Origin of the sequence: Microbacterium mitrae, from assembly GCF_008017445.1 — a bacterium.
Taxonomy (GTDB): Bacteria; Actinomycetota; Actinomycetes; order Actinomycetales; family Microbacteriaceae; genus Microbacterium; species Microbacterium mitrae.
In genome coordinates, this window is sequence record NZ_VRSW01000005.1 from 40,948 (window position 1) to 60,531 (window position 19,584).

Consider the following 19,584-nt stretch of genomic DNA (forward strand, 5'->3'; position numbering starts at 1 on the left):
GAGGAGAAATAATGAGCGACCGCGAAACTCAGTTGCTGGCAGGCGTGCAGTCTGGCCTGTACATCAACGGAGCGTGGGTGCCGGCCGAGTCGGGCGCAACGTTCGACGTGCACGACCCGGCGACCAACAACGTCATCGCCTCCATCGCTGACGCAACGCCCGCTGACGGCCTGCGTGCGCTTGACGCCGCCGTCGCCGCGCAGGATGCGTGGGCGGCGACCGCTCCGCGCACCCGCAGCGACATTCTGCGCCGTGCGTTCGATCTGGTGCAGGAGCGCAAGGAAGACCTCGCCCTGCTGATGACGCTGGAGATGGGTAAGCCGCTGGCCGAGGCCCGCGGCGAGGTCGCCTACGGTGGCGAATTCCTCCGCTGGTTCAGCGAAGAGGCCGTGCGTATTGCTGGTCGCTACGGAACCAACCCCGAGGGCACCGGACACATGGTGGTTTCGCAGCGCCCGGTTGGCCCCTGCTTCTTCGTGACGCCGTGGAACTTCCCGTTCGCGATGGCAACGCGCAAGATCGCTCCCGCGCTCGCGGCAGGGTGCACCGTCGTCATCAAGCCGCCGGCGCTTACGCCGCTCACCACCATCTTCTTCACGCAGCTGCTGGAAGAGGCTGGTGTTCCTGCCGGTGTCGTCAACGTCGTGCAGACCTCGCGTTCGTCGGCGCTGTCGGCTCCGATCATCGCCGACCCGCGCCTGCGCAAGCTCTCCTTCACCGGCTCGACCGAGGTGGGTCGCAAGCTCATCGCGCAGGCCGCAGAGGGCGTACTGCGAGTATCGATGGAACTCGGCGGCAACGCTCCGTTCGTGGTGTTTGATGACGCCGACCTCGACAAGGCAGTGACCGGCGCCATGGCGGCGAAGTTCCGCAACATCGGCCAGGCCTGCACGGCAGCGAACCGTTTCATCGTGCACGCTTCGGTGAAGGACGAGTTTGCTCGCCGCATCACCGAACGCGTCAGCGCGATGAAGATCGGCCGCGGCACCGAAGATGGCGTGGAAATTGGTCCGCTGATTGACAACGACGCTGTCGCGAAGGCTGACGAGCTGGTGCAGGATGCGGTCACCCGTGGCGCCACCCTCACCACCGGCGGCAAGGTTCTGGTTGGCGACGGCTCCTTCTACGAGCCGACCGTGCTCACCGACGTTGTCGATGGTTCCGCCATTCTCCGCGAGGAGATCTTCGGGCCGGTGCTCGCCATCGCCACCTTCGAAACCGAAGAAGAGGCCGTTCAGATGGCCAACAACACCGAGTACGGCCTGGTGTCGTACGTATTCACCGAAGACCTGGCACGCGGTCACCGCATGATTGACGCGCTGGAGACCGGCATGATGGGTTTGAACGTTGGCGTCGTCTCGAACGCTGCCGCTCCCTTCGGTGGCGTCAAGCAGTCGGGCGTCGGCCGTGAAGGCGGGCTCGAGGGCATCCACGAATACCTGTCGACGAAGTACACGCTGATCCCTATCAGCTGATCTGAAAGGACCAGAGATGAGTGACTACACCGTTATCAACCCGGCAACGGGAGAAACCGTTGCCAGCTACCCGGTAGCAACCGATGCCGAAATCGAGGGCGCCATTGCCCTTGCCCACTCGGCCTACACCTCATGGGCGCGTGACGCAGCCGTGAGCGAGCGCGCAGCGTTGCTGCGTCGCGTGGCAGAGCTGCACCGCGAACGCCGCGAGATTCTTGCTGACATCATCGTGCGCGAGATGGGTAAGACCCGCGAGGGTGGCCTCGGCGAGGTCGACTTCGCCGCCGACATCATCGAGTACTACGCAGACAACGCCGAGAAGTTCACGGCTGACACCCCGATCGACATTCTGGGTGAGGGCACCGCGGTTATTCGTCGGGCGCCTCTCGGCGTGCTGCTGGGCATCATGCCGTGGAACTTCCCGTACTACCAGGTCGCCCGCTTCGCGGCGCCGAACATCATGAACGGCAACACGATCATCCTCAAGCACGCTCCGCAGTGCCCGGAGTCGGCTGCCGCCATTGAGCAGATGTTCGTTGACGCCGGCTTCCCCGGTGGAACCTACGTGAACGTGTACGCCACGAACGAGCAGGCGGCGACGATCATCGCCGACCCGCGCGTGCAGGGCGTTTCGCTCACTGGTTCCGAGCGCGCCGGCGCTGCGGTTGCCGAGGTGGCTGGCCGTCACCTCAAGAAGGTGGCGCTGGAGCTGGGTGGCTCTGACCCGTTCATCGTGCTCTCCACTGACGACCTCGACAGCGTCGCACAAATGGCAACGGATGCGCGCCTGGATAACACCGGCCAGTCGTGCAACGGCGCCAAGCGCTTCATCGTCGTCGACTCGCTGTACGACGAGTTCTTGGCGAAGTTCAGCGAAAAGATGGCTGCCGCCTCTGTCGGTGACCCCCTGGAAGAAGACACGGTGCTTGGCCCGCTCTCTTCCGTTGCGGCTGCCGAGCGTCTGCAGGAGCAGATCGACACGGCCGTCGCGCAGGGCGCGCGCGTCGTGACCGGCGGCAAGCGCGATGGCGCCTTCTTCCAGCCGACGGTTCTCACCGATGTCACGCGCGACATGAACGTGTACGGCGAAGAGCTCTTCGGCCCGGCCGGTGTTGTGTACCGCGTCGCCGACGAAGACGCGGCCATTGATCTCGCTAACGACACCACCTTCGGTCTCGGGTCGTACGTCTTCACGACGGACGCCGAGCAGGCCGAACGCGTCGCCAACAAGATCGACGCTGGCATGGTCTACGTCAACATCGTGCTGGCTGACTCGCCTGAGCTGCCCTTCGGTGGCGTGAAGCGCTCCGGCACGGCCCGCGAAATGGGGTCGCTTGCGACGGAAGAATTCGTCAACAAGAAGCTCATCCGCGTCGCATAACGCGACGACGCGAGCTCAAGGCGGGGCGGAACCACATGGTTCCGCCCCGCCTTTGCGCTACTCGTAGTTCGCTACTCGTTGAGCGCCGCGCGGACCTCGGCGGCTTCGCCGTGGCGGCCGAGTGCCGTCAGCAGATTGCCGAGTTCGAGCGCTCCGACCTGGTGCACCGGCGTGCCGGCGAGGGGGCGCGCCAACAGCGAGCGATAGATGCTGACCGCTTCATCGAGACGATCGGAACCAGCGAGCACGCGAGCGGCGAAGAGTTCCGCACCGCCTGCGGATTCGGTGTCAGACTCCGCGTCGTAGCCGTCGGCGGCGCGCAGGGCTGCCGCAATCGCATCGTCAAGCCGACCCATCGCGCCGAGCGCGCGGGCGCGGGAATCGGTGACGTCGGCGAGCAGCCAGGGGGCGTCGTGCTCGACGGCCAGGCGTTCGGTTTCGTCGAGAACCGACAGGGCACGTTCGTCCCCGACGGCGCCAAGCGTTTGCGCAAGGAGGTGCAGCGAGCGGCTGAGCAGCACCACGTTGTCGGGTTCTTGGCGGGCCAGGTCGATTGCTTGCTCCAGGAGAGTGACCGACTCCTCCGTCTCGCCAAACTGGCCGAGAATCCGTCCCTGCATGGAGAGCGCGTGCGCGCGGCCCGTGACGCTCTCCGCCTGCTCGAACAGATCGGCGGCGTAGCCCCAGGCGCCGACCGCATTGCCGTACTGCTCGTCAACCTCAAACGCTTCGGCCAGAAGCGCCACCGTTTCGGCGCGGCTGGCGGGCGGGGCATCTGCTGCGGCCTCCTCTTCGTGGACGGCCGAGAGTAGTTCCGCCGCTTCGCCGGCGTTTCCGGAGCTGAGCAGGGCGCGGGCAAGTCGGAACCGCACCGCCGACGTATCGTCGCCGTCACGCTCGACCTGGCGCAGCGTCACGCGGTAGCGCGCCGCTGCCTCGCTGGGCATTCCGGCATCTTCATACATCGCGCCCGCAAGAACGGAAACGCGAGCGGCGCCCCATGTTGCGCCGATCAGCGCGATCAGGCGCGAAGCCTCATCGGCATCAGCCGCGCCGGCAACAAACTCGCCCTCACCGCCGCGAATGCGGCCTCGAATCTCTAGCAGCGAGGCGCGCTGACCTTGCGAGGCTTCGGGCATCTCGAGGCCAGCATCGGCGGCCGCACGGGCAGCAGCGGTGTCGCCGGCGATACCGGCGTAGAACGCGATGTTGGCGAGTGCGTCGACGATGTCTTCGCGGTCGCCGTGCAACACGAAAGCCTCGTGCGACAGTTTCGCCATGTCGAGCGCGTCTTGCACCTTGCCGTCGCGCAGATACGCGCTTGCGATGCCGCTCAGCGTGACGGCGCGAACGCCCGGCGAGACGGCCGTTTCGGCCGCCTGCATCATGCGTGAAACCGAGGATTCGCCCTCAACGCCGAACAGCGTGAGCCCGAGGTCTTCGATGAGGCCCGCGAGTTCATCGTGACCGTCGGCACGGCTGGCAGCGGCGTAGGCGGCCAAGTGCGGGCTGGTGTCGTCCTGTCGGTCACAGGCCAGCAACGCACCAACCATGAGGCCGTGCAGGTCGGCCGCGTGCTTCGGATCGTTGTCGTCGAGAGCTGCCTGCAGGGCGGTCAGTGCGCCGGCGGCGTCGCCCCAATCGCTCAGCTCGATGGCGCGCGTGAAGCGCTCCGCGGCGGTCTGCGGAACCAGGGCTGCCGGTTCCGGGGTGAAAGCCTCAGAGAGAATCGGCACATCAAAACGCAACTCAGCCACCTGGCGATCGCGCGCCCAGACGTCAGCGAAAGCCGTGGTTGAGTTGCGCGCATCAAAGCGTGCGCCAATCTCAGCCGCCTTCGCCCACGCGATCGGCGCCAATTCGGCGGCCGTCCACGGGCCGTCGTGCTCGCCAAAGAAGCGCACGAGCTCGGCTGCATCCGCGCCGCGAACAACGCTGGTTCCGTGCCCCGAGCGGGTGACGGCATCAAGCGCGACGCCGAAGGAACGCAGTGCCCGGGCGTGACCGGCAACGTTGAGAGCATCGTGGGCGAGCCAGCGCACGTGACGCTCAACCATGGCGAGAGCGCGAGCCTCATTGCCGGTGATCGCGGCGAACACGATGTTGGTGGCGACCATGCCCAGGTTGTCGGCGTTGTCACGGGCAAGGCGATAGCTGCGAAGGTGCGCGCGCTTCGCGTCGGCAAAGCGACCAGCACGCAGGAAGGGGAGGAGCGAGCGGGCGAGGGCGTGCTCAGGCTCTTCGCCGCAGCCGAAACCGCCTTCGATCATCTCTTCAACGAGTCGAATAGCGTCGGCGTCGCGGTCGGTGTCGGCGAAGTAGCCAACGAGTTGGCTGCGACCGCACGCGTCGCAGTGGCTGTGGTCGTCGCGGGGAGTTGCTTCCAGCACGAGCCGCCGCTCTTCCGCCTCAGCAAGGCGGCCAGAGCCCCACGCGTCCTCGAAACGCGCCATGGCGACGGCGCTCAGGCCGAGACCCTCGGCGCGGAAGTGTGCCTCCATGTCGTCCAGCACCGCCTGAATCTGCTCGGTGCTGAACTCGGGGCTCGCCCGCAGGGTGGAGGCCATCCACTTGAAGTGCCACATGAGGTCGGCGCCACCGTTGCCGATGTCGGACGGGAAGCGCGTGGGGTCGGCATCGTGCTTGGCCAGGCACCAGGCAAACGAGCTGAGCAGCAACGTGGTATCGCCGCCCTGGTTGGCAGACGAGGTCTGGCGCATGCGGGCACGATACTCGAGATCTTCGTCGCCGAGCTCGACAGCCATCGCCACGGCACGGGCCGTGAGCTCACGCTCTTCGGCGCCCCAGGGCGTGTGGTCGATCTGTTGAAACAGGGCGTGGATGTCGTCGGCCGTTGTCATGCGTCGCCGTTCTCGAGGGGTGGCAGGAAGTCGGGTTCGAACTCACCGGCAGACAGCGCGATGAGATCGGACAGCGCCGTTGTCATCAGCGAACGATCGCGCTCCGACAGCGGGCGGTGGCCGGCAAGCAATGCCTGCACATAGAGCAGTTGCACGGTGCGGCTGAACACTGCGTCATCGGTGACCCTGGTGAGGGTGCGAACCGTCTTGTTGCCCCAGTTGAGGCACAACCGGGCAGACAGATCGGTGTCATCTGATCGCATCGATGAGGTGATTTCATCGAGCTTGCCGAGCACGCCAGACCACAGCGAACCGGAGATGCCCTGCGCGCGGGTGCGATCGATCTTGCGCAGCACTTCGGGGTCGGCAACGTACAGCGCTGGCAGGCTCTGGCGGTCAAGGGTGCGAACGATGACCGTGGTGTCGACATCGGCGAGCACGGCCGAAGCGCGTGCCTCGAGCGCCACCGTCGCGTCACGATCATCGAGCGGTGGCGGGTCGAGGCGTTCAAATTCGCTGACCACGTCGACGCGCTCAACGAGCACGGCGGGGTACAGCGCGGGCAGCATGCGAACGATGTCGGCGTCGTAGAGATATCCGCCGTTGACGAGCACGCTTGAGGCGTCAGAAATGCTCGCCACCTGGTGATATTCGTCAACGGTCTCGGCATAGCGCACGCGCCCGAACCGCTGCACCATATCGCCGATTGCCATGCGGCCATGCGTTGTCTCGACAGTTAGCCACCGCACGATGAATTGTGCGAGCTCTTCGTCGTGTCGCACCAGAGACTTGAGTGAAACCTCGTGAATGGCGACGAACTGCTGCAACCGGTGCGGCTGCGTCAGGCCGAGGTCGAGCACCCAGCGGCGAATGGCCTGCCCGAACGCCTCTCGGGTTTCTTCGAGCGCGTCATCTTCGACGAGCGATTCACGGCTCGCCGTCGGATGCATGCCGGTCGAATCGACCACGGCGCGCACGAAGAACGCCCACTCGGGCAGGAGGTCAGGAATGCGCTCGCCAAGCAGCATGCGGTTGAGGTAGACGCGACTGGTCTGTCGAGCGCTCGGTGGAGGCATGAAGGGCAGCACGTAGCCGATGCCGCGGGAGCCGGTTGCGGGTGCCGACAGGTCGATCATGTCGAACGGCTGGGTGCCGAGCAGCGTGGTTCCGTACTCCGCGGCGCGCTCCGGGTGTTCCGTCGCGCCCAGAAACGGTGGCTCGTGATTGACGACGTCGTCGCCGCCGCCTGGGAGATCGATGGCGATGCGGTAGGGGAGAAACTCACCAAACGTCTCGGCAAGCGTGCGCACGGTCGCCGACCGCAGCAGCTCGTCTTGACCCGCGCGCGGCGAGAGGTGAACACTGGTGCCGATAGCCAATGGTTCCGCGAGTTCTCGCACCGTGAACGTGCCGTCGGTCTTGCCGACCCACTCGACGGCGGGGGCGCCGGTTGCGCTTTGGGAACGGATGACAATCTCGTCGGCGACCATGAAGCACGAGAGCAAGCCAATGCCGAACTGGCCGAGAAAGTCTTGGCGTGGCAGGTCGAAAATGTCTCGCTTGGAGCTGCGCCCAACGGTGGCGAGCAACTCGGCCACCTCGTCTGCGGTGAGACCGATGCCGTCATCGCGCAGCACAAATTCGGTTGAGGCTGGCGCGATGGGGGTGATGCGGATGGAACCGCCGCCGCCGTCAAGCGCCTGGCGTGCGGTGATGGCGTCGCGGGCGTTTTGTAGCAGCTCGCGTAGATACACCCGCGGGCTTGAGTAAATATGGCGGCTCAGTAGGTCGACGACGCCGCGCAGATCCACCTGAAACTGTTGTGGGGACGAGGTCACATGGGCTCCCAAATTCGCGCTCTCACCAGAACTTCGACTCTACGCGGCGCATCACTTTCACGCGAAACGATGCGGGCGCTGTGGGCAACGCGGTTCTGGCGGTGGGGCGGAACCAGCGGCGCGGTTTGCGGTGCAGAGTGCCGCTTTCGACGCGCGCGGGATTCCGTCGTGGTTCGCCGACGCTTGTGGCATGCCGTATGCTTGGTGATGCAGTTGAAGTCTGCATTCTTTTGCCATGCCCGTCATGGTGAGGGGTTGTAGGTTTCACCTCGAGATCGCAAGGTCTCTAGGGCGGTAGCTCAACTGGCAGAGCAGCGGTCTCCAAAACCGCAGGTTGCAGGTTCGATTCCTGTCCGCCCTGCGCGTCAGCGCACGCTGGCTCACGAAAGGTACATTCACGATGGTTGATGACGCTTCGCGCGGCGAGCTCGCGACGAATGGTGCAGTAGCAGCGAAGAAGATGAACGTCTTCGCGCGCATTGCGCTGTTCTTCCGCCAGGTATTCGCCGAGCTTCGCAAAGTCGTCACGCCGACACGCAAAGAACTCATCAAGTTCACTGCGGTTGTGCTCGGTTTCGTCGTCGTCATGATGGCCCTGGTGTTTGGCCTCGATACGCTGTTCTTGGCAATGGCCAACATCGTCTTCGGAGTCCCATCCTGACGCACGGTTCGCTTCGCGAACCCATTGGCGGAAGGGGTTCCGCCAATCATCGACGAAAGAGATTCCAGTGACTGAACGTATTCACGACGACGCCGATTGGGCGCCCGCGGCAGAGCAGTCCAGCGAGGACGACGAGGCCCAAGAGGGCAACATCCTCGCCGTAGAAGAGCACGCTAGCGACGCCGCAGAGACGGCCGCTATGCACATCGTCGACGACGAAGATGCTGATGACAGCGATCTCGACGACATTGACATTAACGACCCGGAGGCTGACGCAATCGTGAACGACGCGCTCGACATCAACGAGACGGCAGAAGCAGAAGCGGCAGCCGAGGTTCTCACCGATTCGCTCGCTGACGAACTGGCAGAGGAGGCCGCTGAGGCCGCCGACGAGGTCACCCCTTACGTGGGCCCCGAGCCCGGAACCGACGGCATCGAAATCGACATTGAGATCGATGGCGACGAGGACGAGGCGGGCGACGAAGAGGCTGGCGACGAAGACCCGTACGAGGCGTTCCGCCTTGAACTGCGCACGCTGCCGGGTAAGTGGTACGTCATCCACTCGTACGCTGGATTCGAGCGCAAGGTTAAGGCCAACATCGAGCAGCGTAAGTCGACGCTTGAGGTAGAAGAAGACATCTACCAGATCGAGGTCCCCATGGAGGACGTCGTCGAAATCAAGAACGGCCAGCGCAAGATGGTGACCCGCGTGCGCATCCCGGGTTACGTGCTCGTGCGCATGGAGCTCAACGAAGACACCTGGTCGGTTGTTCGCCACACGCCCGGCGTTACGGGCTTCGTGGGCAACGCCCACAACCCGACCCCCCTGCGCTTCGAAGAGGCCTTCAACATGTTGAAGTCGCTCGTCGAGGTGAAGGACGTTCAGCTCGCGAAGGCAGCAGGCAAGAACGGCATCGCCGCTCCCGTGCGCTCTGTGGCCGCCGAGGTTGACTTCGAGGTCGGCGAGACGATCACCATCAAGGAAGGCTCGTTCGCGGGTCTGCCCGGAACCATCTCCGAGATCAAGCCGGAAAGCGGCAAGCTCACGGTGCTGGTGTCGCTCTTCGAGCGTGAGACCCCGGTCGAGCTGTCGTTCGACCAGGTCACCAAGATGATCTAAGACTTTTCCTGCAGAAAGCCCCGGTTCGCCGGGGCCTTCTGCATTTCCGGGGTCGCGTCGTCCCTCCCTGCCGCGTGGCATGGTTCCGCCGCGCAGCATGGTTCCGCCCTGCCGCGTGGTTCCGCCCTGCCGCGCAGCATGGTTCCGCCCTGCCGCGTGGCATGGTTCCGCCCTGCCGCGTGGCATGGTTCCGTCCCGCCCCGCACTCATGGTTCCGCGCTGCCTCCTGTTGTGCACGATGCCAATCCTGTTCTGCACGATGAGATGCGCCGATTGCGGCGACACGCCGTGATTTTGCGGTCGTGGCGCGTGTTCATCGTGCAGAACAGGAATTGCCGGCGAGAAATCGGGCGCGGAACCACAGGTGCGGAACCAAAGGCGCGGAACCACAGGCGCGGAACCACAGGTGCGGAACCAAAGGCGCGGAACCACAGGCGCGGAACCACAGGCCCGGAACCGGAGCGCCGGAACCACGGATGAAGGCGCGCGGAAGGCGTCGCTCGTGAGGCTGTAGATGGGGTAGACTTGTGTGGTTTGTGCGCCGCTTTTGGCGCGTGCAAGCAAACCGCGTTCCGGAACGGCCGGAAATGCGGGAGAACGAGGCGCAAGTTTCGTTCGAAGAAAGGAAAAGGAAATGGCACCTAAGAAGAAGGTGACCGGCCTGATCAAGCTTCAGATCAACGCCGGTGCAGCCAACCCCGCTCCGCCGATTGGTCCCGCTCTGGGTCAGCACGGCGTGAACATCATGGAGTTCTGCAAGGCTTACAACGCAGCGACCGAGTCGCAGCGCGGAAACGTTGTTCCGGTTGAGATCACCGTTTACGAAGACCGCAGCTTCACGTTCATCCTGAAGACGCCGCCGGCAGCCGAGCTCATCAAGAAGGCAGCTGGTGTTGCCAAGGGTTCGTCCACGCCGCACACCGTCAAGGTTGCAAAGATCAGCGCTGACCAGGTTCGCGCGATCGCAGAGCAGAAGATGGCCGACCTGAACGCGAACGACCTCGATGCAGCTTCGCTGATCATCGCCGGTACCGCTCGCTCCATGGGCATCACGGTCGAGGGCTAAGGGGAACATCATGGCTACGAAGTCCAAGGCATTTAAGGCTGCTGCCGCCAAGATCGAAGAAGGCAAGTTCTACACGCCCACCGAGGCTGTTGCACTCGCCAAGGAGACCGGTTCGGCAAAGTTCGACTCGACCGTTGAGGTTGCTCTCAAGCTCTCGGTTGACCCCCGTAAGGCAGACCAGATGGTCCGCGGCACGGTTATGCTTCCGCACGGCACGGGTAAGACCGCGCGCGTGATCGTTTTCGCAACGGGCCCGGCAGCAGAGGCAGCAATCGCTGCTGGCGCTGACGAGGTCGGTGGCGCAGAGCTCATCGAGAAGGTTGCTGGCGGCTGGACCGCATTTGACGCAGCCGTCTCGACCCCTGAGCTCATGGGCCAGGTTGGTCGTCTGGGTAAGGTTCTTGGTCCGCGCGGCCTTATGCCGAACCCCAAGACCGGCACCGTTACGCCGAACCCTGCGAAAGCTGTTGAAGAGATCAAGGGCGGAAAGATCGAGTTCCGCGTTGACAAGCACGCAAACGTGCACTTCATCGTTGGCAAGGCATCGTTCACCGCTGAGCAGCTTGACGACAACGTCAAGGCAGCTCTCGAGGAGATCGTTCGCCTCAAGCCCTCGAGCTCGAAGGGCCGCTACATCCAGAAGGGTGCTGTGTCGACCACGTTCGGCCCGGGCATCCCGCTCGATGTAAACGCGATCTAATTCGCTTCACGCAAACGGCTCTCACCTTCGGGTGAGAGCCGTTTGTCGTTTGCGCAGCCGCCGCTACCTCAGCCGCCGAAGGCGAGGATGCCCGCAATCACCAGCATGAAGACGGCGATGATGATGTCGAGGATGCGCCACGAGCGCGGGCTGCTGAGAAAGCGGCCGAGGTAGCGGGCGCCGTAGGCGAGCGCGAAGAACCAGACGAAGCTGCCGGTGAAAGCGCCCATTGCAAACAGCCAGCGGCCGTCGCCCTCGGTCTGCGCGACTGATCCCAGAAACACGATGGTGTCGAGGTAAACGTGCGGGTTCAGCCACGTAATCGCAAGGGCCGCCAGCACCGTGCTGGTGAGCGTCTTCTTCGCGGTGAGTGTTCCAACGGAACCACCCGCTGCGGTGCCAGCGGTGCTGTCGCCAGCTGCTGGTTCCGCCTCGGCTACCAGGCCGGTGTCTGCCGGCTTGAGTGCGCGGCGCAGGGCCAGCACGGCGTACGTCACCAAAAAGGCGACGCCCGCCCATCGTGCGATGACGATGAGCCACGGGGCGGCTTCCAGCGCGACGCCAACGCCGGCCACGCCGAGCAGAATCAGCACCGCATCCGACAGGGCGCACACCAGGGCGACCGCGAAAACGTGTTCGCGGCGTACGCCCTGTCGCAGCACAAAGGCGTTCTGTGCGCCGATGGCGATGATGAGCGAGAGGCCGATTCCGAGGCCGATCAAGAATGACATGTCAATATTCTGCGACCGCCTGAACAAAAGATCGAATAGAGATTGCTTAGTGACTATTAGGCTTGCTTATACTCGCGGCGACGACGTCGCAGCGGTCGATCGGAGGTCGCATGAGAATCCCACCCGAAAACGCCCTCACCCTGGCGGCTGTTGTCGATGAGGGAACCATGGAGGGAGCGGCCGCCGTGCTAGGCATCACGCAACCCGCGGTGAGTCAGCGCGTCCGCGCGCTTGAGGCGCTGACCGGCCAGGTCATGCTGGTGCGATCGCGCCCGGTGCGCCCCACCGAGGCGGGGGAGTCGGTTATTCGCTTCGCGCGGCAACTCGCGCACCTAGAGCGCGATGCCATCGCCGCGCTCGGCATGGGCAATACCGCAACGCGCACGAGCCTGCCCATCGCCGTCAACTCCGATTCGCTCAGCACCTGGATGCTGCCGCCGCTGGTCGAGCTTGCCGAGCGTCTTCCGGTGACCTTTGACCTGCACCGCGACGACCAGGATTTCACCGAGCGGCTGCTAGAGCAGGGCGTCGTGGTCGCGGCCGTCACCAGCCGAGCGGAACCACTGGCTGGCTGCCGCGTGGTTCCGCTCGGCAGCATGCGCTATACGCCCGTCGCCACCACGGCGTTTCATGCCCGGTGGTTCGCAGACGGTGTCACCAGGGTCGCGTTGGAGCGCGCTCCGCTGGTGGATTTTGACCGGCGCGATGACCTGCAAACGCGCTGGCTGATCGAGCGCGGTGTTGATCCTGCCATGCCGCCGCGGCACCGGGTGCCAGCATCGAGTGACTTCGCCGACGCGATTCGCATGGGCCTCGGCTGGGGGCAACTGCTGCCGTTTCAGATGGACGAAGCGATCGCCGCAGGGCGACTTCACGCCCTCGATGACTCGCACGTCGAGGTTCCGCTGTATTGGCAACAGTGGAACATGCGCTCGGAGTTGCTCGATGCCGTGGCCGACGCCGTGCTGCGCCACGCGCGCGCCGTTTTGGAGTGATGCGGCGCTGAGAATTTGCTGGCCGCATTGCGCTAACGCCGAACACCGGCCCACACCTTCGCGTTGGCGGGTAGCGTGGTGGCATGGCTACTCGCGACTTGACCATGGCCGACTTCGAATCGACCGTTATCGACAACCCCATTGTGCTCGTTGACTTCTGGGCAGAATGGTGTGGCCCGTGCCGCAACTTCGCCCCCATCTACGACCAGGCCTCACAGCAACATGCAGACGTGGTGTTTGGCAAGGTTGACACCGAGGCCGAGCAGCAGCTCGCCGGCGCCTTCCAGATTACGTCGATTCCGACGCTGATGGCTTTCCGTGACAACATCCTGGTGTTCTCGCAGCCGGGCGCCTTGCCCGCCGAGGGCCTGGAGCAGGTCATTACCGCCGTCAAGGGCCTCGACATGGACGATGTGCGTCGCCAGATTGCCGAGCAGCAGGCCGGAAAGCAAGAAGCTTCCGAAGCCTAAGCAGGCAACAGCCCACCTCGATACACATTCTGGTCGGCGAGAAACATGCGGCCATCCGATGTTTCGCCGACCAGAATGTGTTTCGCGGGAGGGTAGGGGTGTGGCGCCCCCGCTCGGGGCGGCGCAGGCCTGCGGCTACGGGGCTGACGCGAGCGCGTCGACGTGAGCGGGCGCGAGCACGAGTTGGCTCACCATGATCACGGCGCCCAGCACGCCGGCGCGGTCGCCGCCCTCAGACTGCACGATGCCAAGATGCTTCGTCGCCAGCGGGATGGAACGTCGGTAGACCACCTCGCGAATGCCGGCGAGTAGGTGCTCGCCGGCGCGGGCGACGGAACCACCAATCACGATGACCGACGGGTTGAGCATGTTGACCACGGTTGCCAACACCTCGCCGACCTCGCGTCCGGCTTGGCGGGTGGCATCGATGGCTGCGGTGTTTCCGGCCCGAACCAGCGCCACAACGTCAGCGCTTCCCGTCGCGTCTACGCCGGCGCGACGTAGTTCGGTTGCAATCGCCGGTCCGCTCGCGATTGCTTCAAGGTCGCGCTCGTCGGCCGCATCGCGTGGCGAGTCGTGGCTGTACGGAACCTGCACGTGCCCAATATCCCCGGCGGAACCCTGCGCGCCGCGCTGGATGCGCCCGCCAAGAATGATGCCGGCGCCGATGCCGGTGGCGACCTTAATGAAGATGAGGTTGTCGGTGCCTGGCCAGCGGAGGGCGTGCTCACCGAGCGCCAGCAGGTTGACATCGTTGTCGACGAGCACCGGAACATCGAAGGTTTGCTGCACGAAGGTGGGCACATCGAACTGATCCCACCCGGGCATGATCGGCGGGTTGGTTGGTGTGCCCGTGGAATGTTCGACGGGGCCGGGAACCCCGATGCCAACGCCCACGAGGCGTTCCGAAGCGTGCGTCTCGGCGAGCAGACGGGCGGCATCATCAAGCACGGCGCGCAACACAGCCTCGGGCCCGAGCGCGATATCGAGCTCACGGGTGTGGGCGGCGAGGATCGTGGCGCCAAGATCCGCGATTGCGACGGTGGCGTGGGTGGCTCCCAGGTCGATTGCGATGATGGTTCCGGCGCGTGGGTTAAACGCCACGCGCGCGGGCGGGCGACCACCCGTTGACATCGCCTCGCCGGCAGGGTGGATGAGGCCGGTGGTCAGGAGGGCGTCGACGCGTGAAGACACGGTGGAACGAGCCAGGCCCGTGAGGGCGGCGAGCTCGGCTTTGGTGCGGGCGACGCCGTCGCGCAGCAGTTGAAAGATCTCACCCGCGCCGGTCACCGAGGTTGTCGCACGCACGTCTGAAGCCATGGCGCCATCTTTGCACTCCTGACGTCAAACAAGCGACTTTTGATCACCAAGAAAATAATTTTGACGACGGGCTAGCAAAAGTCTGTTGTGTCGTGTCAGAATGGCCGACATGACAATGGATGTCACCCTGACCGGTGTTGGAATGGCCCACACCGCCACGATTCGAGCGGGCGTGATCGGCGCCGGCTTCATGGCGCGTGTGCACGCCACCGCAATCCGAGGCGCTGGCGGCACCGTTGTTGCCGTGGCAGCGTCGACGCCGGAGCGCTCGGCAGAAGCGGCGGCGGCCCTTGGCGCCGAGCCCGCGGCCGATGCACAGGCGCGCGCTGGAGGCGATCGATCACCGTGCCGCGTTTGGCTTTAACTGGGACCCGAGCCACATGATGTGGCAGAACATCGATCCCGTTGGCTTTATTTGGGACTTTCAAGATCGCATCTATCACGTGGACTGCAAAGACACGCGCCTGCGCCCCCACAATGGTCGCGCCGGCGTGCTGGGCTCGCACCTGCCCTGGGGTGACCCGCGTCGCGGATGGGACTTCGTCTCCACGGGGCACGGTGACGTGCCATGGGAAGACGCGTTTCGTGCGCTGGATTCAGTGGGATACACCGGCCCGATTTCGATCGAATGGGAAGACGCCGGCATGGATCGATTGCAGGGAGCAGCCCAGGCCGTGAACTTCGTGCGATCGCTGCTGTTCACCCCGCCGACCGCCTCATTCGACGCGGCGTTCTCCAATCAGTAGAGGCCGCACGAGTCACAACACCAGAAATGCCATACCTCCAGGTATGGCATTTCTGGTTGCTGGCGCGCCTGGTTCCCGGCGCGACAGCAACCATTCGATGGCGTGCTACTGCACCAACCCCTGGCTTTCTGCCGACAATTCCGACAGTGCCCGAAGCACCCGTGAGGTTGTGTCGATATCGGCCGGGTCGATTCCGACGAGGGCGATCTTGAGGCTCTCGCGGGTGGGGCGACGCGCCGCGTTGAGGCGTTCGCGCCCGAGATCGCTAACCGACAACAGGCTAGCCCGCTTGTCACTGGGGTCAACGTCTCGTTGCACCAGGCCTCGCTCATCAAGATCCTTGATCATGCGGCTCAGGTGACCCTTGTCGATCATGAGCCGTTCAGCCACATCAGACGCGGTCAGTGGGCCGTCCGAGGCAAGAAACGACAACACCTTGTAGGTGCCGGGCAACATGCCGGGAGACACACGATGCGCAGTCTCTCGAAACGACCGGCGAATGTGACCCATCAGATGAGCGAACTCACTCTCGAGGCCACGGATCGCGGTATCGAAGGCGTCGGGCGTGGTCTCGGTCATGGTGTTTGTCCGGACGATCCGCCGGTGCCATCGGGTGAGCGTGTGTCGCTCGATCTGGGCGGCGTCGCGCCTACTGTGCGGCGGCCATCAGCGGCGGCGCGCGCCGCTACCTCACGCAGATCAATGGTTCCGGTTGTCACCGCAACATTGGCGGTGACCGCGGCGAGGGCCGCCTCATCGTCGGCGAGACGCTCCACATTTGTCTGGCGAGCAAGCGGAATGTTGGGCAACGCAATGATCGCGATCAGGCTGATGATGGCGAGCGGAACCGCGATCCAGAACGAGAAGGCAATGGCTTGCGCATAGGAGTCTTCCACGATTTCGCGGAGGCCGTCCGGCAGCAAACGTACTTCGGGAATCGTGCCAGAACTCAACTGCTCAAGCGCCTCAATGCCCTTGTCTCCCGCGGCGACCGCGGCCTTTTTCAAGGCGGCGGCATTGGTTCCGAAAACCTCCAGCAGACGCGACGCGAGCATCGCGCCCATGACGGAGACACCCACCGTGCCGCCCACCGAACGGAAGAACGCAACGCCGGAGGAGGCGACGCCCATTTCAGACGGATTGGCCGTGTTCTGTACCACCAGCACCAGGTTCTGCATGGTCACGCCGACGCCGGCGCCTGCCAAGAACATGAAGACCGAGAGCAGCCAGAAGTTGGTGTCGTAGTGGATGGTGGTCAGCAGGAAGGAGCCGACGGCAAGCATGGCGGCACCGGTGACCATAAAGGCCTTCCAGCGTCCGTAGCGGCTAATCCGCTGACCGATGACGATGCTTGAAATCAGCAGGCCGCCGATCATCGGCAGGGTCATCAGACCCGCCTCCGTCGGGGAGGCGCCGCGCGACATCTGCATGTACTGGCTGAGGTAGACCGACATGCCAAACATGGCAAGGCCCGTGGCGATCGAGGCGATGACAGACAGCGTGAAGGTGCGGTTGCGGAACAGTGACATCGGAACCAGGGGCTCCTTGACGAAGTGCTCCACGATGACGAAGGCAATGATGCCGACGCCGGCGCCGACGCCCATGAGAATCGAGGTGAGGCTGTTCCACTCAAACTGCGAGCCGCCCATGGTGACCCACACGAGCAGGAGCGACACCGATACCGACAGCAGCACAATGCCGAGATAGTCAATGTGCACGCGGCGCTTGGGGTAGCGCGGCAGGTGCAGTGTGAGCTGAAGCATGATGAGCGCCGCGATAGCAAAAGGCACGGCGACGAAGAAGTTCCAGCGCCACCCCAGCGTGTCGGTGATGAGGCCGCCGAGGAGCGGGCCGCCGACCGTTGCCAGCGCCATGACCGCGCCGAAGAGGCCGGCGTAACGGCCGCGCTCGCGCGGGCTGATGATGTCGGCCATGATGATCTGGCTGAGGGCGGCGAGGCCACCAGCGCCGATGCCCTGCACGGCGCGGGCGGCGATGAGCGAGGTTGCCGAGTCGGAGAAGCCCGCGACGGCGCTTGCGGCGACGAACAGCACGAGGGCGATTTGGATCAGCAGCTTGCGGTTGAAGAGGTCGGCAAGCTTTCCCCAGATCGGGGTTGAGATCGCTGTCGTCAGCAGGGTGGAGGTGATGACCCAGGTGAAAGCGGTTTGGTCGCCTTTGAGCTCGTGCACGATAACGGGCAGCGAGGTGGAAACCACGGTGCCGGCGATCATCGAGACGAACATGCCGAGGAGCAGGCCAGACAGCGCCTCGAGAACCTGCCTGTGGCTCATCTGTGGGGTCGTTGCGGGTGACGTCATAGGGGAGTGTTGCCATTCATTAGTTGAGGTAGGTCAACTATACAGCAAACATGTTGACAAAGATCAACTAGTTGAGGATCTCGAGAAAACGCCCAAAGCGGCGCCTAGCTGAGTAACTGCGCAAAGACTCTCAGGAATCTGATGCGGGCAGGAGTAATGTGGATATTCGTATTGGCGTTCCATAGGCGCCTCACAGGCCGATCGATGGGACGAAGTTGGCGCTCGCTGAAGAACCGCGCGATCTATTCGCGGTAGCAGCCGATCGAGAACGGCATTTTCGACCGCAGCACGTGGTTCCGGTATCTCTTGCCGACCTCGCCGCACGCCTGCGCGGCGCCCGACTCGAAGGTGACGGCACGGTCGAAGTGACCGGAATCTCGCTCGACTCCCGATCGGTATTGCCCGGCGATCTGTACGCCGCGTTGCCCGGTGCGCACGTTCACGGCGGCGACTTTATTCGCGCGGCGATCGAGCGTGGTGCGCGTGCCGTTGTGACCGACACCGCAGGCCTGCGGGCCGCTCGCGAGGCTGGCGCTGCCGCGATCATTATCGACGACGTGCGCCGCCAACTCGGAGTCGTCAGCGGCATCGTCTACAACACCGCGCAGTTGCAGCCGCAATTGTTTGGCGTCACCGGAACCAACGGCAAGACCACGACGACGTTCATGATTTCGTCGTTGCTGCGGGCGCTTGACGTCAGTATCGGAACCATCGGAACCATCGGCATTACGGTCGGCGAGGACTACCTGCCCTCCACCATGACGACGCCAGAAGCCCCACAACTGCACGGTCTCATGGCGCGCATGGCAGAGAGCGGCCTCGGAGCCGCCGTGATGGAAGTGTCGTCGCACTCCATGGTTTTCCAGCGCACCGCTGGGCTGGAGTTTGCCGTCGCCGGCTTCACCAACCTGTCACAGGATCACCTCGACCTGCACGGCACCATGGAGGCTTACTTTCAGGCCAAGAAGGCGCTGTTTGACCCGAACCACATCGCGCGCGCCGTCATCGTGATCGATGACGAATGGGGCGAGCGGATGGCGCGAGAAGTGAGCGTCGACCACGTCACCCTGAGCACCGACGAAACGCGCGACGGCGACTGGTTTGTCACAGACGTTGTGCCGCAACCGATCGGGTACACCTTCACCCTGGCTCACCGTGACGGGCGTTCACTCACCACCACCGTCGGGCTCCCGGGTCGATTCAACGTTTCAAACGCAGCCCTGGCGCTCGTGATGATTATTGAAGCTGGCTTCGATGTTGACGCGGTGGCGGCGGCTACAGCCTCTGCCGCCCAGCCGCTATCGCAGGGTGTTCCCGGTCGCATGGAGATCGTCAACACCTCACCGACCGTATACGTCGATTTCGCGCACAACCCCGGTGGTCTGATGCGCATGCTGGAGACGGTGCAGACCACGAATGGTCGCGTCATTTTGGTGTTCGGTGCGGCCGGAGAGCGTGACGCGCTGAAGCGGGCATCAATGGGGGAGATTGCCGCGCGCTTCTCCGACATCGCGATCATCACGGATGATGACCCGCACACCGAAGATGCCGCCGCGATTCGTCAGCAGGTGCTTCACGGTGCGCAGGCGAACCTTCGTGACGGCCGTGAGGTTCTCGAAATCTTCCCGCGGGCAGATGCCATCGCCGCGGCGATTGAGATGGCGGCGCCGGATGACGTCGTCGTGGTCGCCGGTCGCGGTCACGAGACCGTGCAAGACATCGCGGGTGCCCTCATCGATATCGACGACCGCGAAGAGGTTCGTAAGGCCGTCGCGCACACGGTTCGCCTGTAGGGCGGTGCTCGGCCGGCGAGCGTGATGTGGTTCCGCTGGCACTTCCGCTCCCGCGGGTGCCGTGGTTCCGTGGTTCCGCTCCCGCGGGTGCCGTGGTTCCGTTCGT

At 64.3% G+C, this 19,584-nt stretch carries 16 protein-coding genes, 1 tRNA gene and 1 pseudogene; 12 read left to right on the forward strand and 6 right to left on the reverse strand.

Annotation, left to right across the window (positions count from 1 at the left end):
• Nucleotides 1-11: 11 nt before the first annotated feature.
• Both FVP60_RS11975 and FVP60_RS11980 read left to right on the forward strand, forming a co-directional pair.
• Nucleotides 12-1,475: an NAD-dependent succinate-semialdehyde dehydrogenase gene (locus tag FVP60_RS11975; RefSeq protein WP_147826530.1), complete on the forward strand. Its 1,464-nt coding sequence runs from the start codon at nucleotides 12-14 to the stop codon at nucleotides 1,473-1,475.
• Nucleotides 1,476-1,491: 16 nt separating this feature from the next.
• On the forward strand, nucleotides 1,492-2,856 hold the full coding sequence (locus FVP60_RS11980; protein WP_147826531.1) for an NAD-dependent succinate-semialdehyde dehydrogenase: 1,365 nt from the start codon (nucleotides 1,492-1,494) through the stop codon (nucleotides 2,854-2,856).
• A 71-nt stretch (nucleotides 2,857-2,927) separates the two neighbouring features.
• Here FVP60_RS11980 and FVP60_RS11985 read toward each other — a convergent pair whose 3' ends face one another.
• Both FVP60_RS11985 and FVP60_RS11990 read right to left on the reverse strand, forming a co-directional pair.
• Entirely contained in the window at nucleotides 2,928-5,717 is a 2,790-nt protein-coding gene (locus tag FVP60_RS11985) for a tetratricopeptide repeat protein (RefSeq protein WP_147826532.1), read from the reverse strand.
• Entirely contained in the window at nucleotides 5,714-7,555 is a 1,842-nt protein-coding gene (locus FVP60_RS11990; RefSeq protein WP_147826533.1) for an HSP90 family protein, read from the reverse strand. Before FVP60_RS11990 ends, FVP60_RS11985 begins: the two co-directional genes overlap by 4 nt.
• 288 nt (nucleotides 7,556-7,843) lie before the next feature.
• On the opposite strand from FVP60_RS11990, the gene FVP60_RS11995 reads away from it, so the two are divergent.
• The 5 genes from FVP60_RS11995 (at nucleotide 7,844) to rplA (ending at nucleotide 11,102) form a co-directional block, all read left to right on the forward strand.
• Nucleotides 7,844-7,916 (forward strand) — tRNA-Trp (locus FVP60_RS11995).
• A gap of 39 nt (nucleotides 7,917-7,955) precedes the next feature.
• Nucleotides 7,956-8,216, forward strand: coding sequence for a preprotein translocase subunit SecE (gene secE, locus FVP60_RS12000; protein ID WP_147826534.1), 261 nt, complete (start codon nucleotides 7,956-7,958; stop codon nucleotides 8,214-8,216).
• Nucleotides 8,217-8,283: 67 nt separating this feature from the next.
• Nucleotides 8,284-9,336, forward strand: coding sequence for a transcription termination/antitermination protein NusG (nusG, locus tag FVP60_RS12005; RefSeq protein WP_147826535.1), 1,053 nt, complete (start codon nucleotides 8,284-8,286; stop codon nucleotides 9,334-9,336).
• Between the two features lie 634 nt (nucleotides 9,337-9,970).
• Nucleotides 9,971-10,402 carry a 50S ribosomal protein L11 gene (rplK, locus tag FVP60_RS12010; protein WP_147826536.1) on the forward strand — a complete coding sequence of 144 codons (432 nt, stop codon included), beginning with the start codon at nucleotides 9,971-9,973 and terminating at the stop codon, nucleotides 10,400-10,402.
• A gap of 10 nt (nucleotides 10,403-10,412) precedes the next feature.
• Complete coding sequence (gene rplA, locus FVP60_RS12015; RefSeq protein ID WP_147826537.1) at nucleotides 10,413-11,102, forward strand: 50S ribosomal protein L1; 690 nt, start codon at nucleotides 10,413-10,415, stop codon at nucleotides 11,100-11,102.
• A gap of 68 nt (nucleotides 11,103-11,170) precedes the next feature.
• Here the strand turns inward: rplA and FVP60_RS12020 are convergent, their stop codons facing one another.
• Entirely contained in the window at nucleotides 11,171-11,833 is a 663-nt protein-coding gene (locus FVP60_RS12020) for a LysE/ArgO family amino acid transporter (RefSeq protein WP_147826538.1), read from the reverse strand.
• A 110-nt stretch (nucleotides 11,834-11,943) separates the two neighbouring features.
• On the opposite strand from FVP60_RS12020, the gene FVP60_RS12025 reads away from it, so the two are divergent.
• Together FVP60_RS12025 and trxA are read left to right on the forward strand one after the other, a co-directional pair.
• Nucleotides 11,944-12,828: a LysR family transcriptional regulator ArgP gene (locus tag FVP60_RS12025; protein WP_147826539.1), complete on the forward strand. Its 885-nt coding sequence runs from the start codon at nucleotides 11,944-11,946 to the stop codon at nucleotides 12,826-12,828.
• An 83-nt stretch (nucleotides 12,829-12,911) separates the two neighbouring features.
• Nucleotides 12,912-13,298: a thioredoxin gene (trxA, locus tag FVP60_RS12030; RefSeq protein ID WP_147826540.1), complete on the forward strand. Its 387-nt coding sequence runs from the start codon at nucleotides 12,912-12,914 to the stop codon at nucleotides 13,296-13,298.
• A 135-nt stretch (nucleotides 13,299-13,433) separates the two neighbouring features.
• Here the strand turns inward: trxA and FVP60_RS12035 are convergent, their stop codons facing one another.
• Nucleotides 13,434-14,618, reverse strand: a complete 1,185-nt coding sequence (locus tag FVP60_RS12035) for an ROK family transcriptional regulator (RefSeq protein WP_147826541.1) — start codon at nucleotides 14,616-14,618, stop codon at nucleotides 13,434-13,436.
• Nucleotides 14,619-14,760: 142 nt separating this feature from the next.
• Here FVP60_RS12035 and FVP60_RS12040 point away from each other — a divergent pair, with 142 nt between their 5' ends.
• Together FVP60_RS12040 and FVP60_RS12045 are read left to right on the forward strand one after the other, a co-directional pair.
• The gene (locus tag FVP60_RS12040; protein WP_147826596.1) at nucleotides 14,761-14,982 is read left to right on the forward strand and encodes a Gfo/Idh/MocA family oxidoreductase; all 222 of its coding nucleotides are present in this window, start codon (nucleotides 14,761-14,763) and stop codon (nucleotides 14,980-14,982) included.
• Nucleotides 14,939-15,364, forward strand: a pseudogene (locus FVP60_RS12045) (sugar phosphate isomerase/epimerase family protein); the annotation flags it as partial. The gene FVP60_RS12040 and the pseudogene FVP60_RS12045, both read left to right, overlap by 44 nt.
• A gap of 105 nt (nucleotides 15,365-15,469) precedes the next feature.
• Here the strand turns inward: FVP60_RS12045 and FVP60_RS12050 are convergent.
• Complete coding sequence (locus tag FVP60_RS12050; protein ID WP_147826542.1) at nucleotides 15,470-15,943, reverse strand: MarR family winged helix-turn-helix transcriptional regulator; 474 nt, start codon at nucleotides 15,941-15,943, stop codon at nucleotides 15,470-15,472.
• Nucleotides 15,940-17,685 carry an MDR family MFS transporter gene (locus FVP60_RS12055; protein ID WP_246132599.1) on the reverse strand — a complete coding sequence of 582 codons (1,746 nt, stop codon included), beginning with the start codon at nucleotides 17,683-17,685 and terminating at the stop codon, nucleotides 15,940-15,942. The genes FVP60_RS12050 and FVP60_RS12055 overlap by 4 nt, the downstream gene beginning before the upstream one ends.
• 290 nt (nucleotides 17,686-17,975) lie before the next feature.
• Between FVP60_RS12055 and FVP60_RS12060 the strand changes: the two genes are divergently transcribed.
• Nucleotides 17,976-19,478 (forward strand): UDP-N-acetylmuramoyl-L-alanyl-D-glutamate--2,6-diaminopimelate ligase, encoded by a 1,503-nt coding sequence (locus tag FVP60_RS12060; protein WP_246132600.1) that lies wholly within the window; start codon nucleotides 17,976-17,978, stop codon nucleotides 19,476-19,478.
• Nucleotides 19,479-19,584: the final 106 nt, after the last annotated feature.

Coding starts and splice junctions, on each gene's coding strand:
- FVP60_RS11975 (WP_147826530.1), top strand. CDS start 12: ATGAGCGACCGCGAAACTCAGTTGCTGGCAGGCGTGCAGTCTGGCCTG.
- secE (WP_147826534.1), top strand. CDS start 7,956: ATGGTTGATGACGCTTCGCGCGGCGAGCTCGCGACGAATGGTGCAGTA.
- FVP60_RS12020 (WP_147826538.1), bottom strand. CDS start 11,833: ATGTCATTCTTGATCGGCCTCGGAATCGGCCTCTCGCTCATCATCGCC.
- rplK (WP_147826536.1), top strand. CDS start 9,971: ATGGCACCTAAGAAGAAGGTGACCGGCCTGATCAAGCTTCAGATCAAC.
- trxA (WP_147826540.1), top strand. CDS start 12,912: ATGGCTACTCGCGACTTGACCATGGCCGACTTCGAATCGACCGTTATC.
- FVP60_RS11985 (WP_147826532.1), bottom strand. CDS start 5,717: ATGACAACGGCCGACGACATCCACGCCCTGTTTCAACAGATCGACCAC.
- FVP60_RS12025 (WP_147826539.1), top strand. CDS start 11,944: ATGAGAATCCCACCCGAAAACGCCCTCACCCTGGCGGCTGTTGTCGAT.
- rplA (WP_147826537.1), top strand. CDS start 10,413: ATGGCTACGAAGTCCAAGGCATTTAAGGCTGCTGCCGCCAAGATCGAA.
- FVP60_RS12040 (WP_147826596.1), top strand. CDS start 14,761: ATGGCCCACACCGCCACGATTCGAGCGGGCGTGATCGGCGCCGGCTTC.
- FVP60_RS11980 (WP_147826531.1), top strand. CDS start 1,492: ATGAGTGACTACACCGTTATCAACCCGGCAACGGGAGAAACCGTTGCC.
- FVP60_RS12035 (WP_147826541.1), bottom strand. CDS start 14,618: ATGGCTTCAGACGTGCGTGCGACAACCTCGGTGACCGGCGCGGGTGAG.
- FVP60_RS12055 (WP_246132599.1), bottom strand. CDS start 17,685: ATGACGTCACCCGCAACGACCCCACAGATGAGCCACAGGCAGGTTCTC.
- FVP60_RS12050 (WP_147826542.1), bottom strand. CDS start 15,943: ATGACCGAGACCACGCCCGACGCCTTCGATACCGCGATCCGTGGCCTC.